The organism is Vibrio sp. qd031 (assembly GCF_002100145.1).
Taxonomy (GTDB): Bacteria; Pseudomonadota; Gammaproteobacteria; order Enterobacterales; family Vibrionaceae; genus Vibrio.
Window position 1 is genome coordinate 344,166 of the sequence record NZ_JXQD01000025.1, and the last position, 15,232, is coordinate 359,397.

Genomic DNA, 15,232 nt, shown 5'->3' on the forward strand with positions numbered 1-15,232 from the left:
CCAGAGCCAGAGCCAATAGTTGATAGCTTAGGGTTACCTGAAAACGAGTTTGGTCAACCGCAAGATGACGATTGGAATGTGCCAGAATTGGACGCACCTATCGATTTTCAACCGCAGCAGCAGCCAGTTGAAGAACCGAGTGTGGATGAAACTGCTCCAAGCGAAGTGGCTGCAATTTTTGACCAGCCATCTTCGAAGCTTGAGCCGGAGTTAGAGCCGACTCACTCGCTGGAAGAAGAGCCATCTGCGCCAACGAGCGACCGCGATGATGTGTCTGAGCCGTTGGTACTGAGTGTAGAAGATTTACCTGAATATACAGAAGAGCAAGCGCTGGCTGATGCTACTGAGTATGAGCAAGAGCCAGAAGGGCAACCTGAACAGCAACTGTTAGCGCCAGAAGACGTCATTTTATCTGATGATGATCTAGGCGTCTTTGACGAGAACACCGCCTTAGAAGGCTTGCTCGATGAGCCAACTCAACAGTCGAACAGTGAACCTATTGCCGATCAACAAGCGCTTGATGCCGCAGCTCTGGATTTGGATGCATTACTTTCTCAAGAGCCCTCTGATGAAACAACTGTGTCTGAGCGCGAATCAGAAATAGACGAAGATGACCAAGAGTGGCCAAGCTTTGAACTTTCTGATGAACAGCGTCAACAGATTGATGAAAACATTCCAGACGAAGACCAAGCAATCTGGGAACAGCAAGCGACTCAACCCGAATTGACGCAAGAGGACTGGTCTTCACAAGAAGTGGACGAAGAACAGGACCTTGTTGCCAATTCAAATTACATGAGCATCGATGAGCTCATGGGGCAAATTGAGCAGCAAGAGAGCGGCACTGCAGCTGACGAAGAAGAGCTTAATCTCGATGTCGGTCTCAATGAGTTTCCTGACGTGATTGGTGATGTTGAAGCGTATGACGTAGACAACAACAGCGAAGCGATTGGTAAATTGGATCTTGCCAAAATCTACTTAGAGATGAATGATGTAGACGGCGCAGTTCGATTGCTCGACCAAGCTATTGAACTGGGGGATGAGAGTGTTGTTACCGAAGCGACCCAAATTAAAGAGGGTTTGTCGTAGCGTTACTCATCATTTAGCCATCAAATAATAGTAGGGAGTAAACATCGTTTACTCCCTTTTTCTTTGTGCTTGAGTCGGTATATACTGCGCGCAATTAAAAGGTAGGTAATACAATGAAAATAGCCTTAGGAATAGAATATGACGGTGCCTCTTTTTACGGGTGGCAGCGTCAACGCGACGTAGTATCGGTGCAGCAGAAGCTGGAAAAAGCGTTATCGGTGATAGCCAACGAACCGATAGAAGTGCAATGCGCTGGGCGCACAGATTCTGGCGTACATGGCACGGGGCAGGTTGTCCACTTTGAAACTAGCGCGTCAAGAAAGCTCGTGGCTTGGACTATGGGGGTTAATGCAAACCTGCCAGACCAGATAGCCGTACGTTGGGCTAAAGAAGTACCAGAGAGCTTTCACGCACGATTTAGTGCTACTGCACGCCGTTATCGCTACGTCATTTACAACAGTGACTACCGCCCAGCGGTATTAGCAAAAGGTGTTAGCCACTACCATGGCGAGCTCGATGAGACATTGATGCATGAAGCTGCACAATATTTGCTTGGCGAAAATGACTTTAGCTCGTTTCGTGCAGCGCAATGTCAGTCCAACTCACCAAACCGCAATATTATGCATGTGAATGTTGTTCGCTATAATCAATACATCGTGGTTGATATCAAAGCCAATGCGTTTGTGCACCATATGGTCAGAAACATTGTGGGCAGCTTAATCACTGTTGGGCGTAAAGAACAACAGCCAGAGTGGATTAAGTGGTTGTTAGAGCAAAGAAATCGCACACTTGCGTCGGCAACGGCAAAAGCACATGGTTTGTATTTGGTTGCGGTGGACTACCCACAAGAATTTGACTTACCACAAGTCCCTATGGGGCCGCTGTTTTTGCCACAGCAGTAGTAAATTCGTCTTCTAATGATTGAAATAGCGTGTAATTCATCTACTTTCTGATAGGTACAACCAGTTTTTTGTAAACAGAGCGCTGGATCTATGGTTTAATTCCACGCACAAATACACCATATTTCATTATCTTGCGTCTTGACGTGAGTGTTAGCTAATAAGGACTTCCATGAGTTGGCTTGAAAAGATTTTTAACAAATCCAATGTTGGCACGTCTCAACGTAAAGCGAATATCCCTGAAGGGGTGTGGACTAAATGTACCTCTTGTGACCAGGTGCTGTACCACGCTGAGCTTGAAAGAAACCTAGAGGTGTGTCCTAAGTGTGACCATCATATGCGTATTGCTGCGCGTTTGCGTTTAGAAAAGTTCCTAGACGAAGGAACGGGCGTAGAAATTGCGGCTGAGCTAGAGCCGCAAGACAAGTTAAAGTTTAAAGATACGAAGCGCTACAAAGATCGTATCACTACCTATCAAAAAGCCAGCGGTGAGAAAGACGCGCTGATTGCGATGAAAGGCGAACTTCTCTCTATGCCGATTGTTGCCTGTGCATTTGAGTTTAAGTTCATGGGTGGTTCTATGGGCTCTGTTGTGGGTGCTCGTTTTGTAAAAGCGGTAGATGCGGCCATCGAGAACAATTGTGGACTGGTCTGTTTTTCTGCCTCTGGCGGTGCGCGCATGCAAGAAGCGTTAATGTCGCTGATGCAAATGGCCAAAACCAGTGCGGCGCTCGAGCGATTAACGCGTAAAGGTCTGCCGTTTATTTCGGTCATGACAGACCCAACGATGGGTGGTGTTTCTGCAAGTTTTGCGATGCTAGGTGATATCAACATTGGTGAGCCAAAAGCGGTCATCGGTTTTGCAGGACGTCGCGTCATCGAACAAACAGTACGTGAAGATTTACCGGCGGACTTTCAAACCAGTGAGTTTTTGCTCGACCATGGCGCCATTGACATGATTGTCGATCGCCGCGATATGCGCCAAACCATTGGTGGTTTAATCGCCAAAATGACCGCGCAATCATCGCCATTGGTGGTTTCTGTGACAGAAAAACCTCAACAAGAGGAATACACAGTACCCGTCGCGGACGAAAACGAGTAAAGTAGTTCTCAATCGCAGTGAACAGGCACAGCCTTAATATAGATTGATGAATCAAAACGCTTCCCCAAAAGCCACATCTTCACTCGAGATGTGGCTTCATTATTTAGAGAATATTCATACTAGTGCCATTGATCTTGGTCTCGACCGGGTCCAAAAGGTCGCTCAGGATGGACAATTATCTCGCCCCGCACCAAAAGTGATTACCGTAGCAGGAACCAATGGCAAAGGGTCCACCTGCGCTATTTTAGAGGCGATCTTACTGGACGCCGGCTATTCGGTTGGCGTGTATAGCTCTCCGCACCTCATTCGCTATACAGAGCGTGTGAGAGTCAATGGCAATGAACTCGTCGACGATTTACATAGCGAAGCGTTTGCCCACATTAATGAGCTGCGCGGTGACACCAGCTTAAGCTTCTTTGAGTTTGGCACTTTGGCTGCCTTGTGGCTCTTTCAACAGCAAGCGGTCGATGTGGTCATTTTGGAAGTAGGGTTAGGCGGTCGATTGGATGCGACCAACGTTGTTGATCATGATGTTTCAGTCATTACTTCCTTAGCCGTGGATCATGTTGATTGGTTAGGCGACGATATTAATGTGATTGGATATGAGAAAGCGGGGATTTTTCGTAGTGGAAAACCTGCTATATGTGGCCAACCAGATTCACCGAGCACAGTCGCTGCACACGCAGATGACATTGGCGCTAAGTTGTACCAAGTGGGTATTAACTATCATTATCATAGTGATGGTGCTCAATGGTCTTGGCGGTGTGGACAGTTTGATCTAGAAGAGTTGCCCATTCCTAATCTTCCATTGCAAAATGCAGCAACAGCACTGACGGCACTGGGCGTGTCGGAGCTCAATATTACCGATGTCAATGTGGTGAATGGATTGCAAAATGCCAATTTAAATGGTCGAATGCAACTGCTTAGTACCGATCCTGTGGTTCTGCTGGATGTTGCACATAACCCTCACTCTGCTCAATATTTGGCCGGTAGTCTGAAGCAGCGTTACCCAAAGCAAAAGGTCATTGCGGTTGTGGGAATGTTGAAAGACAAAGATATTGCCGAGACGCTCAATGCGATGTCTGAGGTTGTTTCTGATTGGCACTTAGCAAGTTTACCTGGTGATCGCGCGGCCCAAGCACAGCAACTGGTTGAGGTTGTGGATAAATTTAGCACAAACTATCACACCTATGGTGGTGCGATAGAAGCCTACCAAGAGGCCCTCAAGATCGCAGATAAAAACGACATTATTGTGGTTATGGGATCGTTTGTGACGGTGGGTGAAGTATTAAAGTTTTGTACACAAGGAGCGTTGAATGGCCACTAAGTTTCAAAGCCGCATTGTTGGAACCATCATTCTTGCCGCCGTTGGTGTGATTTTCTTGCCTGACATTCTCGACGGCGAAAAAAAACATTTTCAAGAAGATTTTGCCAAGATCCCTATCAGGCCGACAGTTGAAAGCGAAGCGGTTAGCTTTGAGGTTCTTGAACCCATCAATGATGATATCGAGTTACCAGAGGCGCCGGTGGAGTTTGTTGTTCAAGAAGAGTCCAGCACGAACAACGGTGAAGAAGCGTCGCCGTCGGACGAGCCACCACAGGTGGAGGTCGTCATTAACGATGTACCCGAGGCGAATGACTATGCCGATAGTGCGTGGATCATACAGCTGGTGTCACTAAAAAATGAAGATAACGCTAAGGCAATAGTGGCTGATCTGAAAAACAGCGGCTACCCAGCCAATATCATTAAGCAAGATAATGGCTTTAATCGGATTGTTGTTGGTCCAGATGTCTCTAAAGAAAAACTGGAAAAGCAGATTATTGAGTTAAAAGCAATTATTGGCTTAGAAGGTCAAGTGCTCAAATTTAAACCACTAAATCCATAAGAAAACGTTTGCGTCACCATTTTTTCTGTTAAAATGCGCGCCAAATACGAGATGTACTCAAAATGAACACAGTCGATTTTATCATTATTGGTTTAGTAGCTTTGTCCGCTCTGATCAGCTTGGTCCGCGGTTTTGTCAAAGAAGCGTTATCGTTGGTAATTTGGTTTGGCGCATTTTTTATCGCCAGTCAGTATTACAGCAAACTAGCGGTCTATTTCACCAATATAGAAGATCAACTGATACGAAATGGCGCAGCCATCGCTGCGCTGTTTATATCAACTTTGATTGTGGGCGCTATCGTTAACTACGCCATTGGCCAGTTGGTCAGCAAAACGGGCTTGTCGGGCACAGATAGACTGCTGGGCGTGGTGTTTGGTATGGTTCGGGGTGTATTGATTGTTTCCGCGTTGCTGTTTTTTGTTGACGCCTTTACCACTTTACCAGAGTCACAGTGGTGGAAAGAATCTGTGCTTATCCCAGAATTTGGCCAAGTGATAGAACCGTTTTTTGAGCATCTTCAGCAATCATCTAGCTTTTTGAAGAACGCCATTTAGGCGTGTTCGTTTGCCATAGTCGAGGAAAAAAACATGTGTGGTATTGTTGGAATCGTGGGCATCACCCCCGTTAACCAGTCAATTTATGATGCGTTAACGGTGTTACAGCATCGTGGTCAAGATGCTGCGGGTATTATTACCATAGAAAGCAATCGTTTTCGTCTGCGTAAAGCCAATGGACTGGTTAAAGATGTTTTTGAAGCGAAGCATATGCAGCGCTTACAAGGTACGGTTGGTATAGGCCATGTCCGTTACCCAACGGCAGGAAGCTCCAGTGCCTCTGAAGCTCAACCTTTTTACGTCAACTCGCCTTTTGGTCTTACGTTGGCGCACAATGGCAATTTGACCAATGCACACGAAGTACGTCAGTCGCTATTTGAAAACGATCGTCGTCACGTTAACACTACGTCAGATTCGGAAGTGTTGCTTAATGTGCTCGCGCATAACTTGGACCTAGCGCCAGGGCTTACCATCACTAAAGAAGACGTGTTTAAAGCCGTACGTAACGTTCACAACACCATTCGTGGCGCTTACGCAGTGGCGTCAATGGTGATTGGCCACGGTATGATTGCTTTTCGCGATCCTAATGGCATTCGCCCTCTTTGCTTAGGTAAGCGAGAAGTAGAAGGTCGCACCGAGTATATGGTTGCATCTGAGTCTGTGGCGTTGGATGCCGTCGGTTTTGACTTCGTGCGCGATGTTGCGCCTGGTGAAGCTATTTATGCAACTTTCGAAGGGGAGCTGTTTACCGAGCAGTGTGCAGACAACCCAAGCCTAAACCCATGTATTTTTGAATATGTCTATTTTGCCCGTCCAGATTCATTCATCGACAAGGTGTCTGTTTATAGTGCACGCGTAGAAATGGGCAAAAAGCTAGGCGCAAAAATTAAGCAAGAGTGGGAAGATTTGGACATCGATGTGGTGATCCCAATCCCTGAGACCTCATGTGACATTGCGTTAGAAATTGCGCAAATTATTGATAAGCCGTATCGACAAGGTTTTGTGAAAAACCGTTATGTTGGCCGTACATTTATTATGCCTGGACAGCAGCAGCGTCGTAAATCGGTGCGTCGTAAGCTGAATGCGATTCGCTCTGAATTTAAAGGTAAAAATGTTCTGCTCGTCGATGACTCAATCGTTCGAGGCACCACTTCTGAACAGATTATTGAGATGGCGCGTGATTCAGGGGCAAATAAAGTGTACATAGTGTCCGCAGCTCCAGAGATTCGATTCCCTAACGTGTATGGCATCGATATGCCGACCGCCAATGAGTTGATTGCTCATGGACGTGACGCAGATGAAATCTGTAAAATTATTGGCGCGGATGGATTGATGTTCCAATCACTGGAAGATCTTGTTTCTGCAGTAGGCATGGGTAATGCCGATATTTCTCTATTTGAAACATCAGTGTTTAATGGAGAGTATGTGACCGGAGATATCGATCAGAAGTACCTCGATTTCTTGGACGGGCTTCGTAACGACGACGCTAAACTTGAGCAAAATATTGCTCAAGAACTTGCCAACCTAGAGTTATACAACGAAGGCGCATAAGCGTACGCTTGCACAATTTATAGACCAACTAACACTTAACTAGTTGGTACTAAAGCATTAGAATGCCGACCATCTCTAAGTAGATAGTCGGCATTTTTTTGTCTAAACCAATGACGCATTCGAGATCGTTTTCGCAAAAAAAGGCCTTGACAGTGTAAAGAGTACGCCATTTTTTGAGTTTCCTGTAGCTATTGACTACTGTTATTAAAAAGTTGCTTTAATAATAAAAATAGACAGATTTAATTTTAATTCATAGTGGTTTTGTGAGTTGTAAGGGAAGTATAGATGAACAGACCAGGCGCGGTCGCACAACATACAGCCATAGAGGCCAGCACATCAAGCGTAGTATTGGTGGTGGATGACGACGCAATATTTCGTCAAATGACGCGAGCCATACTCGAAGCGAATAGCTTGATGGTTGTAGAAGCAGAAAACGGATTACAAGGGCTGCAAATGCTCGATAGATCGCACCCCGATCTTGTGGTGTGCGATATCGATATGCCGATCATGAATGGACTTGAGTTTGTTGAGGAGGCCGCTCGTGAATACCCTTCGTTGCCCATGATCGTTGTGTCGAGTACTGACCAGATGTCGGTCGTCGCCAACGCGTTGAGATTCGGCATTAAAGATTTTTTAATCAAACCCATTAAGAACCCACAACATCTTTTGGATGCCGTTGACGAAGCACTTAAACACTCTGATGACGGTCGCGAGTCATCGGACTTTGCCAGCGAATGGTTTGGTTTGAGTAGTGAAGGGCAACTGCCGGACGAGCAAGAACTGCACTGGCACTTAAAACAGTTGGACTCGGAACCGGTATTAGCCAATCAACTCCTGCAAGCGCTTATCCCCTCAAATAGCTCCAGCCAAGGAGATTGGTCTTGTCGTTTTCAATTGATGCAAAACGCCGACACCGCGCCCTTAGTCTACGATTATGTGTGGCTGATGAACGGGCAGTGGTTGATGTACGCCATTGATACTAATACGGCCCCTGAGCACGGTGTTGCAAGTGCGCTAATGGTAAGAGGGATCGTAAACGACTACATCCGACGTCACCATGGCAGAGTGGACAGTTTTTTCCAGTTGGTTGAGTCGATCAATAACTCTATCCATCAGATTAATTATTTAGAGCCCGTTGCCAGTTTTTTTGCTCTTGCAGATTGTCCGTTAAAACAAATTCAGACATTAAATTTTGGTATTCCTTTAGATAACAGCTCTTCATCAACCGTTCTGCTTGGGCAAGCGGTTCAATCTGAGTTAGAAAAAGCGTGTCAAACTATAGACCTAGCTGCGCAAACGGTCTGGACGTTTTCGCCAAGCTCTGGAGCACGACTGCGCTTTAGCCTTAGCGTCGAGTAACGCGCGCGAATACCCTTACTTACTGTCGGTTTTTGTCTGCTCTTTTTTTGGCTATAGTCGAAGCAATTTTAATGAGTGTGATTCTCATTGTATTGTTTACTAGCAACGTTTTTGCTAGACCACGACCCAAGAAAGGAACTCTCCATGACCAGCATTGCTCTTGATACCTTAGACACATTCACGGCTCAAGTGTCGACTCAATCAAACGCGTCTCACTCTACAACGTTTAAAGACCCGTATAACATTGCCTATTTTCTAGGATTTGTTGCTGTTTTAGCGCTGCCACTATTGCCTGCCATTTTAACTTGGACTAAAGTCATGGGCGGATATTCGTTCTAGATTTTTTACCACTGATGGCTGTTGGGAGGTGGGTATTACTATTAAACGCTGGGTTTATACCGCGTTAGGTACCACCTTTCTGTTTATTGGTGTGATTGGTGCCGTAGTGCCAATTTTACCAACAACTCCCTTTGTTTTACTGGCGAGCGCCTGCTTTGTTCGGGGAAACCCCGCGCTTTATAAAAAGCTTAATCAGCACCCCACATTTGGTCCGATCGTACAGAACTGGCAACAAAACCGCTGTATAGAGCGCTCGGTAAAGAAAAAAGCTTTTGTGTTTATTGTGGCGAGTTTTACCGTCTCAATAATCGTAGCACCACTCATTTGGGTAAAGATGCTACTAGCGGGTCTGTTTTTAGTCTTGATTATCTGGTTTCGATCAATTCCTACTCATGTCGATATTGCCCCACCCACAGAAAATCACTAACATTAGCCCCTAATTAATTTAAAGAGCATTTTGCTCGACTCAGAGGCTCAGGTATGAGCCCAAAAAGTGAACACTATGAATACACAAACTCTAACGCTTATTAAAGACAGCATTAAATCTATTCCTGACTACCCAAAACCAGGCATCCTATTTAGAGATGTTACTAGCCTTCTTGAAGATGCTAAGGCCTATCAAGCAACCATTGGATTGCTTGTCGAAAAGTATCAATCAATGGGCTTTACTAAAGTCGTTGGTACGGAAGCTCGTGGTTTTTTGTTTGGAGCTCCTTTAGCGCTTGAATTAGGTGTTGGATTTGTACCTGTGCGTAAACCAGGTAAGCTTCCTCGTAAAACTATTGCTCAATCGTACCAACTAGAATATGGCGAAGACGTACTCGAAATCCACACTGACGCCATTGTAGAGGGCGATAAAGTGTTAGTGGTTGATGACCTATTGGCAACCGGTGGCACTATTGAAGCAACAACGGCGTTAATTCGTCAGCTTGGTGGCGAAGTTGAACATGCCGCGTTTGTGATTAACCTTCCTGAAATCGGTGGAGACAAACGTCTAGAGAAACTCGGTCTTAATGTATTCTCAATCTGTGAGTTTGACGGTCACTAAATCGTGATTGCGACTGTTCGCAGCACGACACATCTGGAAATTGAATGAGCTACTTAGCGTTAGCAAGAAAATGGCGTCCCGCCACCTTTGATCAAGTCGTAGGCCAGCAACATGTGCTGTCTGCGATTGGTAATGCCTTGGACAATAATAAGCTGCATCATGCTTATTTGTTTAGTGGTACAAGAGGGGTGGGTAAGACCACCATCGGCCGAATTTTTGCCAAAGGGCTAAATTGTGAAACGGGCGTGACAGGGCATCCGTGTGGCGTTTGTGCAACCTGCAAAGAAATTGACGAAGGTCGATTTGTTGACTTGCTAGAAATTGACGCAGCTTCACGAACAAAAGTAGAAGATACCCGAGAGCTTCTGGATAATGTCCAGTACAAGCCAGCTCGTGGACGCTACAAAGTGTACTTAATTGATGAAGTACACATGCTGTCACGTCATAGCTTCAATGCGTTGCTAAAGACACTAGAAGAGCCGCCAGAGTATGTGAAGTTTCTGTTGGCGACAACGGATCCCCAAAAACTACCTGTTACCATCCTATCGCGCTGTTTGCAGTTTCACCTTAAACCTCATCAGCTTGATGATATTTCCGGTCAACTGGAACATATACTTAAGCAAGAAGGGGTTGAGTTTGAACTAAAAGCGCTGCAGCAACTTGCTCATGCTGGTGACGGTAGTATGCGTGATGCGCTCAGTCTGACCGATCAGGCAATCGCATTAGGTAATGGTGTCATTGACCAGCATACTGTCCACTCAATGCTTGGCACCATCGATGCTAATTATGCATTGCAAGTTGTTCGTTCACTTGCACTCAATGATGCACAGTCACTTTTTGCCACCTTGGATCACGTTGCTGGCTTAGGTGCTGATTGGGATGTCTTGCTCAAGCAGATGGCAGAGCATTTTCATAAAATAGCGATGCTGCAGGTAATGCCTAAAGCGCTCAACTCCAATGAGCCTGAGAGCGCAATCTTTGCAGCATTGGCTCAGCAATTATCGCCAGAAAGCGTTCAACTGTATTACGAAATCACCTTAAAAGGACGCCAAAGTCTGCCTTTGGCACCCTTGCCAAAACAAGGTGTAGAAATGGTATTGCTACGACTGTTGGCCTTTAAACCTAAGGCGAAGCAGACTTATGCATTATCGATTGATGCGCAAGCAGCCGATACTCCTGCAGTGGGGGCGGTAGACGTTGCTGTGCCTAAGATTGCACCTGTTACAGATGTTAAGCCAAAGGCAGTAAGTCAACCTGAGGTTAAAGCTAAGTTTGAGGCGGTTACAAAGACAGCTCCGATTACTGTGCAGGCTAACGATGAAGCGTCTGCTTCATTGAAAACGTCACTGCAAAGCAATGCTCAGACGTCTTCGCCAACGGCTGATCAAACACCGGTTGACGATAGAACTCAATCACTGGTGGACAGCCAGCCGGAATACCCGTCGGAAGACGATTACCAGCCAATGTCCTACGACGATTTTGCAGAGTCAAATCCAGTGCAGTCTCAAGCACCACAGTCTGAGCCACCTCAACCATCGTCATCAGAGCGAGACAACGCACCAGCAACAAACCAGCAACCAGCAACCTCACGCACCGCGAAGTCGAGTGGACAGGGCTCTGCTATTGGTGGGCTGCGTCATCAATTGCGCTCGAAGCGAGTACAGCTCGATAAGCAATCTGAGACAGGAGCTGACTCAGCAAAAAAGCCCGGTAAGGTAGACAGCAAAGCGTCCATTTTTGATCGCTTAGCAGATAAGTCGAGTTCGGCGCCTGTGCGCTCTCTACCTACTAGCGCTTCGCCTAATGACACGGCCTTTAGCAGGTCTCAACAGCAAACCGCTGCAACAGCCAAAGAACCTTATCAATGGCAGCCAAGCGAAGCGGCTAAGCAGAAACAGCAGCAAGCGCAGCAGTCGGATAAGTTGACGCCAGCGCAGCTCAAACAGGCGCTGCAACATGAGCGTACGCCAGAAATGAACGCTAAGTTGCAACAAGAAGCGTTAGAAAAAGACCGCTGGGCAACGGAAATAGCCGAACTGACCATCCCTAAAATGGTGGAGCAGCTCGCGCTTAACTCGCATTGTGAAGAGCAGGGCGAGAATTTTCAGTTATGTCTACGACCAAGCCAAGCCCACCTCATTAGTCCCAAAGCCATTGAGATCTTAACGGAAGCTCTAAGTGGTTTGCGTGGCAAACCGTGTCAGGTGTCGGTTAAAGTAGGTGAACAAGGCGAGACGCCTTTGGAAATTAAAGATAAGCTGTATCAACAAAAAATGACTCAGGCGTATGACGCACTGCAGCAAGATACTCATATCCAGTTTTTGCAGACCCGTTTTGGGGCGCAACTGGACAGTGATACCGTAAGACCTATATAGGGTGATACTTGAAATAGCGTCGTATTACCCCCATTAATAAATCATAACTTGGTACGTGTAGACGTGCTACAAACCTGAGGTTTGCCAGCAAGCGCAACGTGGCTAAGTCTCACAGTTAACTACTCAGCAGAATAGAGAGAATCGAGATGTTTGGAAAAGGCGGAATGGGCAATATCATGAAACAAGCCCAGCAAATGCAAGATCGTATGCAGAAAATGCAAGAAGAGATCGCCAACATGGAAGTAACAGGTGAATCTGGCGCAGGTCTTGTAAAAGTGACCATTACTGGTAGCCACAGTGTTCGTCGTGTCGACATCGACGAAAGCTTGATGGAAGATGACAAAGAAATGCTGGAAGATTTGATTGCAGCTGCGTTCAACGACGCTGCACGTCGTATCGAAGAAACGCAAAAAGAGAAAATGGCGTCAGTTACTGGTGGAATGCAACTTCCACCAGGCATGAAAATGCCGTTCTAAGTTAGGCTTTCTCGATGCGTACCAGTGTAAAGCTGGATCAGTTAATGGAGGCGTTACGCTGTTTGCCTGGAGTAGGACCCAAATCTGCTCAGCGCATGGCGTTTCAGCTTCTTCAGCGAGATCGTAAAGGCGGCTTACAATTGGCCGATGCGCTGTCACAAGCGATGACAGAAATTGGCCATTGCTCTCAATGTCGAACGTTCACCGAAGAAGAAACCTGTCATATCTGCCTAAATCCTAAGAGACAGGCTAATGGGCAGTTGTGTGTGGTTGAAAGCCCTGCCGATATAGCCGCGGTGGAATCCACGGGGCAATTTTCTGGTCGTTATTTTGTGTTGATGGGGCACCTATCGCCACTTGATGGGATTGGCCCTTCGGATATTGGGCTGGATGAACTTGATTATCGTTTGAAAGTGGGTGATATCGAAGAAGTCATCCTTGCCACAAACCCCACAGTAGAGGGGGAGGCCACGGCCCAATACATTGCTGAGCTTTGCCACCTGCACGAGGTTAATGCCAGTCGTATTGCACATGGTGTTCCTGTTGGCGGCGAGTTAGACTTGGTGGATGGGACAACACTGTCTCACTCCTTACTGGGTCGCCAAAAAATATGATCTAATACCAACCAAAGCAATTTTCTGACCAGTTAATTACTTCGATTGGTATAAAAAGCCGCATTTAAATGCGGCTTTTTTTGATTAGAAAACTCCAACCTATTAAATCAACGGGATCACCCCTCAGATTCACTCGATATTCCTCGATAGATTGCAGCGCCTAGTATTGATCCAATAATAGGGGCAACCCAAAACATCCAAAGTTGTGTTAAGGCACCATCACCGACAAAAATAGCCACACCCGTTGAGCGCGCTGGATTGACAGATGTGTTGGTAATTGGGATAGAGATTAAATGTATTAGAGTTAATCCCAAACCGATCGCTATTGGGGCAAATCCTTGAGGTGCACGCTTATCCGTTGCGCCGAGAATAATCACAATAAACATCATTGTCATGACGACTTCGGCAATAAAACCTGCTGAAAGATCGTAGCCACCAGGCGAGCGTTCTGCATAACCGTTAGTGGCAAAACCAGACTCTGCGACATCGAATCCTGCCTGACCGGTTGCGATTAAGTAAAGGACTCCGCCGCCAAGTATTCCGCCAACAACTTGTGCCACTATGTATGGAATGATTTGGGAAGCATCAAAACGCTTACCCGCCCAAAGACCTATGGTGACTGCCGGATTGAGGTGACATCCCGAAATGTGCCCAATGGCGTAAGCCATAGTTAATACGGTAAGGCCGAATGCCAGTGAGACTCCCAAGAGCCCAATACCAACCTCTGGAAAGGCTGCGGCTAATACAGCGCTACCACAGCCACCTAATACTAACCAAAACGTGCCAACTGCTTCTGCTAAGTATGCTTTCATTATTGTTCCCTTGATTTTGAAACATATCTACTTAACTGTAGACAACAAAATGCATAGTGCGAGTGGCTTCAATAGGAAAAATGAGCGGCAGAGATTAGGTGACTTTCTCAAGATAGATTAAATTGTTCATGGCTTGTGGGTCGGAGTCACCACAAATATAGACGTCTGGAGCAAAATCGAGGCAGACTTTTGGACGACTGTCTAATCCAAATAGCCGACATAAGTTATCATCGTTGAGTTGAATGCAGCGAGTATTGGCAGGCTTGCCGCTAGGCATGCCGGGAATAGGCGAAGATATACTTGGGGCGATACAACAGGCGCCGCATCCTAACCGACAGTTCAATTATTCGCTCTGCTCTGTTGTTGAGTCGTTAATTGCTGTATCGGTGTTGGCTTCTACAGTGTGTTCTGCTTGTGTTTTTTCCATTTCGGCGCGTTCTGCTTTTGAAATGTAACGAGGCTTATTACTTTTGTGCAGCTTCGCGTTCTGTTTTTTCAGTTTCTTTTTCAGTATGTCGTTGATTTTCTTTTTGCGGTTCATAGTGCCCCTCCAGTGTGTGCGCGCATACTACTAAAATTTTTTAATGAGTGCGAGATGAAGTGTGTTGGAGATAACTTGAGTTTCGCTGTCAAAATGGTATAACTCAGCGCTCTTCTTTGCACCACCGAATAGGCCACGACATGAGCGCACCATATTGGAAAGAAAAATCACTTGAACAAATGAGTGAACAAGAGTGGGAGTCGCTGTGTGATGGATGTGGTAAGTGTTGTCTGCATAAGTTGCAAGATGAAGAAACCGATGAAGTCTACTACACCAACGTAGCCTGCAGCTGGCTAAACAGCAAAACATGCAGTTGCAAAGATTACCCTAACCGTTTTGAGTCTGGTGAAGATTGTCTTAAGTTGACGCGAGAAACCATTCACGAGTTTCACTGGTTACCGTCAACCTGTGCCTATCGTCTTCTTGCGGAAGGCAAACCGTTACCCGAGTGGCATCCGTTACTCACAGGTTCAAAGTCTGCTATGCATGCAGCAGGAGAAAGCGTGCGCAATAAAGTGGTCTACGAAATAGACGTGATTGACTGGGAAGATCACATCTACCCATTTGGAAAGAACCTGAAATAAACGCGC

The 15,232-nt window shown here is 46.2% G+C and carries 18 protein-coding genes; 15 read left to right on the forward strand and 3 right to left on the reverse strand.

Features of this window, described 5'->3' with window-relative positions; translation table 11 throughout:
• The 14 genes from ST37_RS13550 to recR all read left to right on the forward strand — a co-directional run.
• Positions 1 to 1,086, forward strand: a 1,086-nt coding sequence (locus ST37_RS13550; protein WP_277922153.1) for a FimV/HubP family polar landmark protein, incomplete at its 5' end; no start/stop codon positions are given.
• Positions 1,087 to 1,199: 113 nt separating this feature from the next.
• Entirely contained in the window at positions 1,200 to 1,988 is a 789-nt protein-coding gene (gene truA, locus ST37_RS13555; protein WP_084887251.1) for a tRNA pseudouridine(38-40) synthase TruA, read from the forward strand.
• A 169-nt stretch (positions 1,989 to 2,157) separates the two neighbouring features.
• Positions 2,158 to 3,087: an acetyl-CoA carboxylase, carboxyltransferase subunit beta gene (gene accD, locus ST37_RS13560; protein WP_084887252.1), complete on the forward strand. Its 930-nt coding sequence runs from the start codon at positions 2,158 to 2,160 to the stop codon at positions 3,085 to 3,087.
• Between the two features lie 46 nt (positions 3,088 to 3,133).
• On the forward strand, positions 3,134 to 4,414 hold the full coding sequence (gene folC / locus ST37_RS13565; RefSeq protein WP_084887254.1) for a bifunctional tetrahydrofolate synthase/dihydrofolate synthase: 1,281 nt from the start codon (positions 3,134 to 3,136) through the stop codon (positions 4,412 to 4,414).
• Positions 4,404 to 4,973 carry an SPOR domain-containing protein gene (locus ST37_RS13570; protein WP_084887256.1) on the forward strand — a complete coding sequence of 190 codons (570 nt, stop codon included), beginning with the start codon at positions 4,404 to 4,406 and terminating at the stop codon, positions 4,971 to 4,973. Before folC ends, ST37_RS13570 begins: the two co-directional genes overlap by 11 nt.
• Before the next feature lie 62 nt (positions 4,974 to 5,035).
• Complete coding sequence (locus ST37_RS13575; protein ID WP_084887257.1) at positions 5,036 to 5,527, forward strand: CvpA family protein; 492 nt, start codon at positions 5,036 to 5,038, stop codon at positions 5,525 to 5,527.
• Positions 5,528 to 5,560: 33 nt separating this feature from the next.
• The gene (gene purF / locus ST37_RS13580) at positions 5,561 to 7,078 is read left to right on the forward strand and encodes an amidophosphoribosyltransferase (RefSeq protein ID WP_084887258.1); all 1,518 of its coding nucleotides are present in this window, start codon (positions 5,561 to 5,563) and stop codon (positions 7,076 to 7,078) included.
• 285 nt (positions 7,079 to 7,363) lie between these two features.
• Positions 7,364 to 8,437 carry a response regulator gene (locus ST37_RS13585; RefSeq protein WP_084887260.1) on the forward strand — a complete coding sequence of 358 codons (1,074 nt, stop codon included), beginning with the start codon at positions 7,364 to 7,366 and terminating at the stop codon, positions 8,435 to 8,437.
• A gap of 144 nt (positions 8,438 to 8,581) precedes the next feature.
• The gene (locus tag ST37_RS13590; protein WP_084887262.1) at positions 8,582 to 8,776 is read left to right on the forward strand and encodes a hypothetical protein; all 195 of its coding nucleotides are present in this window, start codon (positions 8,582 to 8,584) and stop codon (positions 8,774 to 8,776) included.
• A gap of 28 nt (positions 8,777 to 8,804) precedes the next feature.
• Positions 8,805 to 9,203: a YbaN family protein gene (locus tag ST37_RS13595; protein ID WP_084887264.1), complete on the forward strand. Its 399-nt coding sequence runs from the start codon at positions 8,805 to 8,807 to the stop codon at positions 9,201 to 9,203.
• Between the two features lie 75 nt (positions 9,204 to 9,278).
• Entirely contained in the window at positions 9,279 to 9,824 is a 546-nt protein-coding gene (apt, locus tag ST37_RS13600) for an adenine phosphoribosyltransferase (protein WP_084887266.1), read from the forward strand.
• Between the two features lie 44 nt (positions 9,825 to 9,868).
• Positions 9,869 to 12,199, forward strand: coding sequence for a DNA polymerase III subunit gamma/tau (gene dnaX / locus ST37_RS13605; protein ID WP_084887268.1), 2,331 nt, complete (start codon positions 9,869 to 9,871; stop codon positions 12,197 to 12,199).
• A 146-nt stretch (positions 12,200 to 12,345) separates the two neighbouring features.
• Positions 12,346 to 12,675 carry a YbaB/EbfC family nucleoid-associated protein gene (locus ST37_RS13610; protein ID WP_084887270.1) on the forward strand — a complete coding sequence of 110 codons (330 nt, stop codon included), beginning with the start codon at positions 12,346 to 12,348 and terminating at the stop codon, positions 12,673 to 12,675.
• A 14-nt stretch (positions 12,676 to 12,689) separates the two neighbouring features.
• Positions 12,690 to 13,289 (forward strand): recombination mediator RecR, encoded by a 600-nt coding sequence (recR, locus tag ST37_RS13615; RefSeq protein WP_084887271.1) that lies wholly within the window; start codon positions 12,690 to 12,692, stop codon positions 13,287 to 13,289.
• Positions 13,290 to 13,405: 116 nt separating this feature from the next.
• Here recR and aqpZ read toward each other — a convergent pair whose 3' ends face one another.
• From aqpZ to ST37_RS13630, 3 genes are all read right to left on the reverse strand, one after another.
• Positions 13,406 to 14,101, reverse strand: coding sequence for an aquaporin Z (gene aqpZ, locus ST37_RS13620; RefSeq protein WP_084887273.1), 696 nt, complete (start codon positions 14,099 to 14,101; stop codon positions 13,406 to 13,408).
• Between the two features lie 94 nt (positions 14,102 to 14,195).
• Positions 14,196 to 14,444 carry a YkgJ family cysteine cluster protein gene (locus ST37_RS13625; protein WP_084887275.1) on the reverse strand — a complete coding sequence of 83 codons (249 nt, stop codon included), beginning with the start codon at positions 14,442 to 14,444 and terminating at the stop codon, positions 14,196 to 14,198.
• A complete protein-coding gene (locus ST37_RS13630) occupies positions 14,445 to 14,642 on the reverse strand; it encodes a DUF2986 domain-containing protein (RefSeq protein WP_084887277.1) in 198 nt (65 codons plus the stop codon).
• Between the two features lie 140 nt (positions 14,643 to 14,782).
• On the opposite strand from ST37_RS13630, the gene ST37_RS13635 reads away from it, so the two are divergent.
• The gene (locus ST37_RS13635) at positions 14,783 to 15,226 is read left to right on the forward strand and encodes a YcgN family cysteine cluster protein (protein WP_084887279.1); all 444 of its coding nucleotides are present in this window, start codon (positions 14,783 to 14,785) and stop codon (positions 15,224 to 15,226) included.
• Positions 15,227 to 15,232 lie beyond the last annotated feature (6 nt).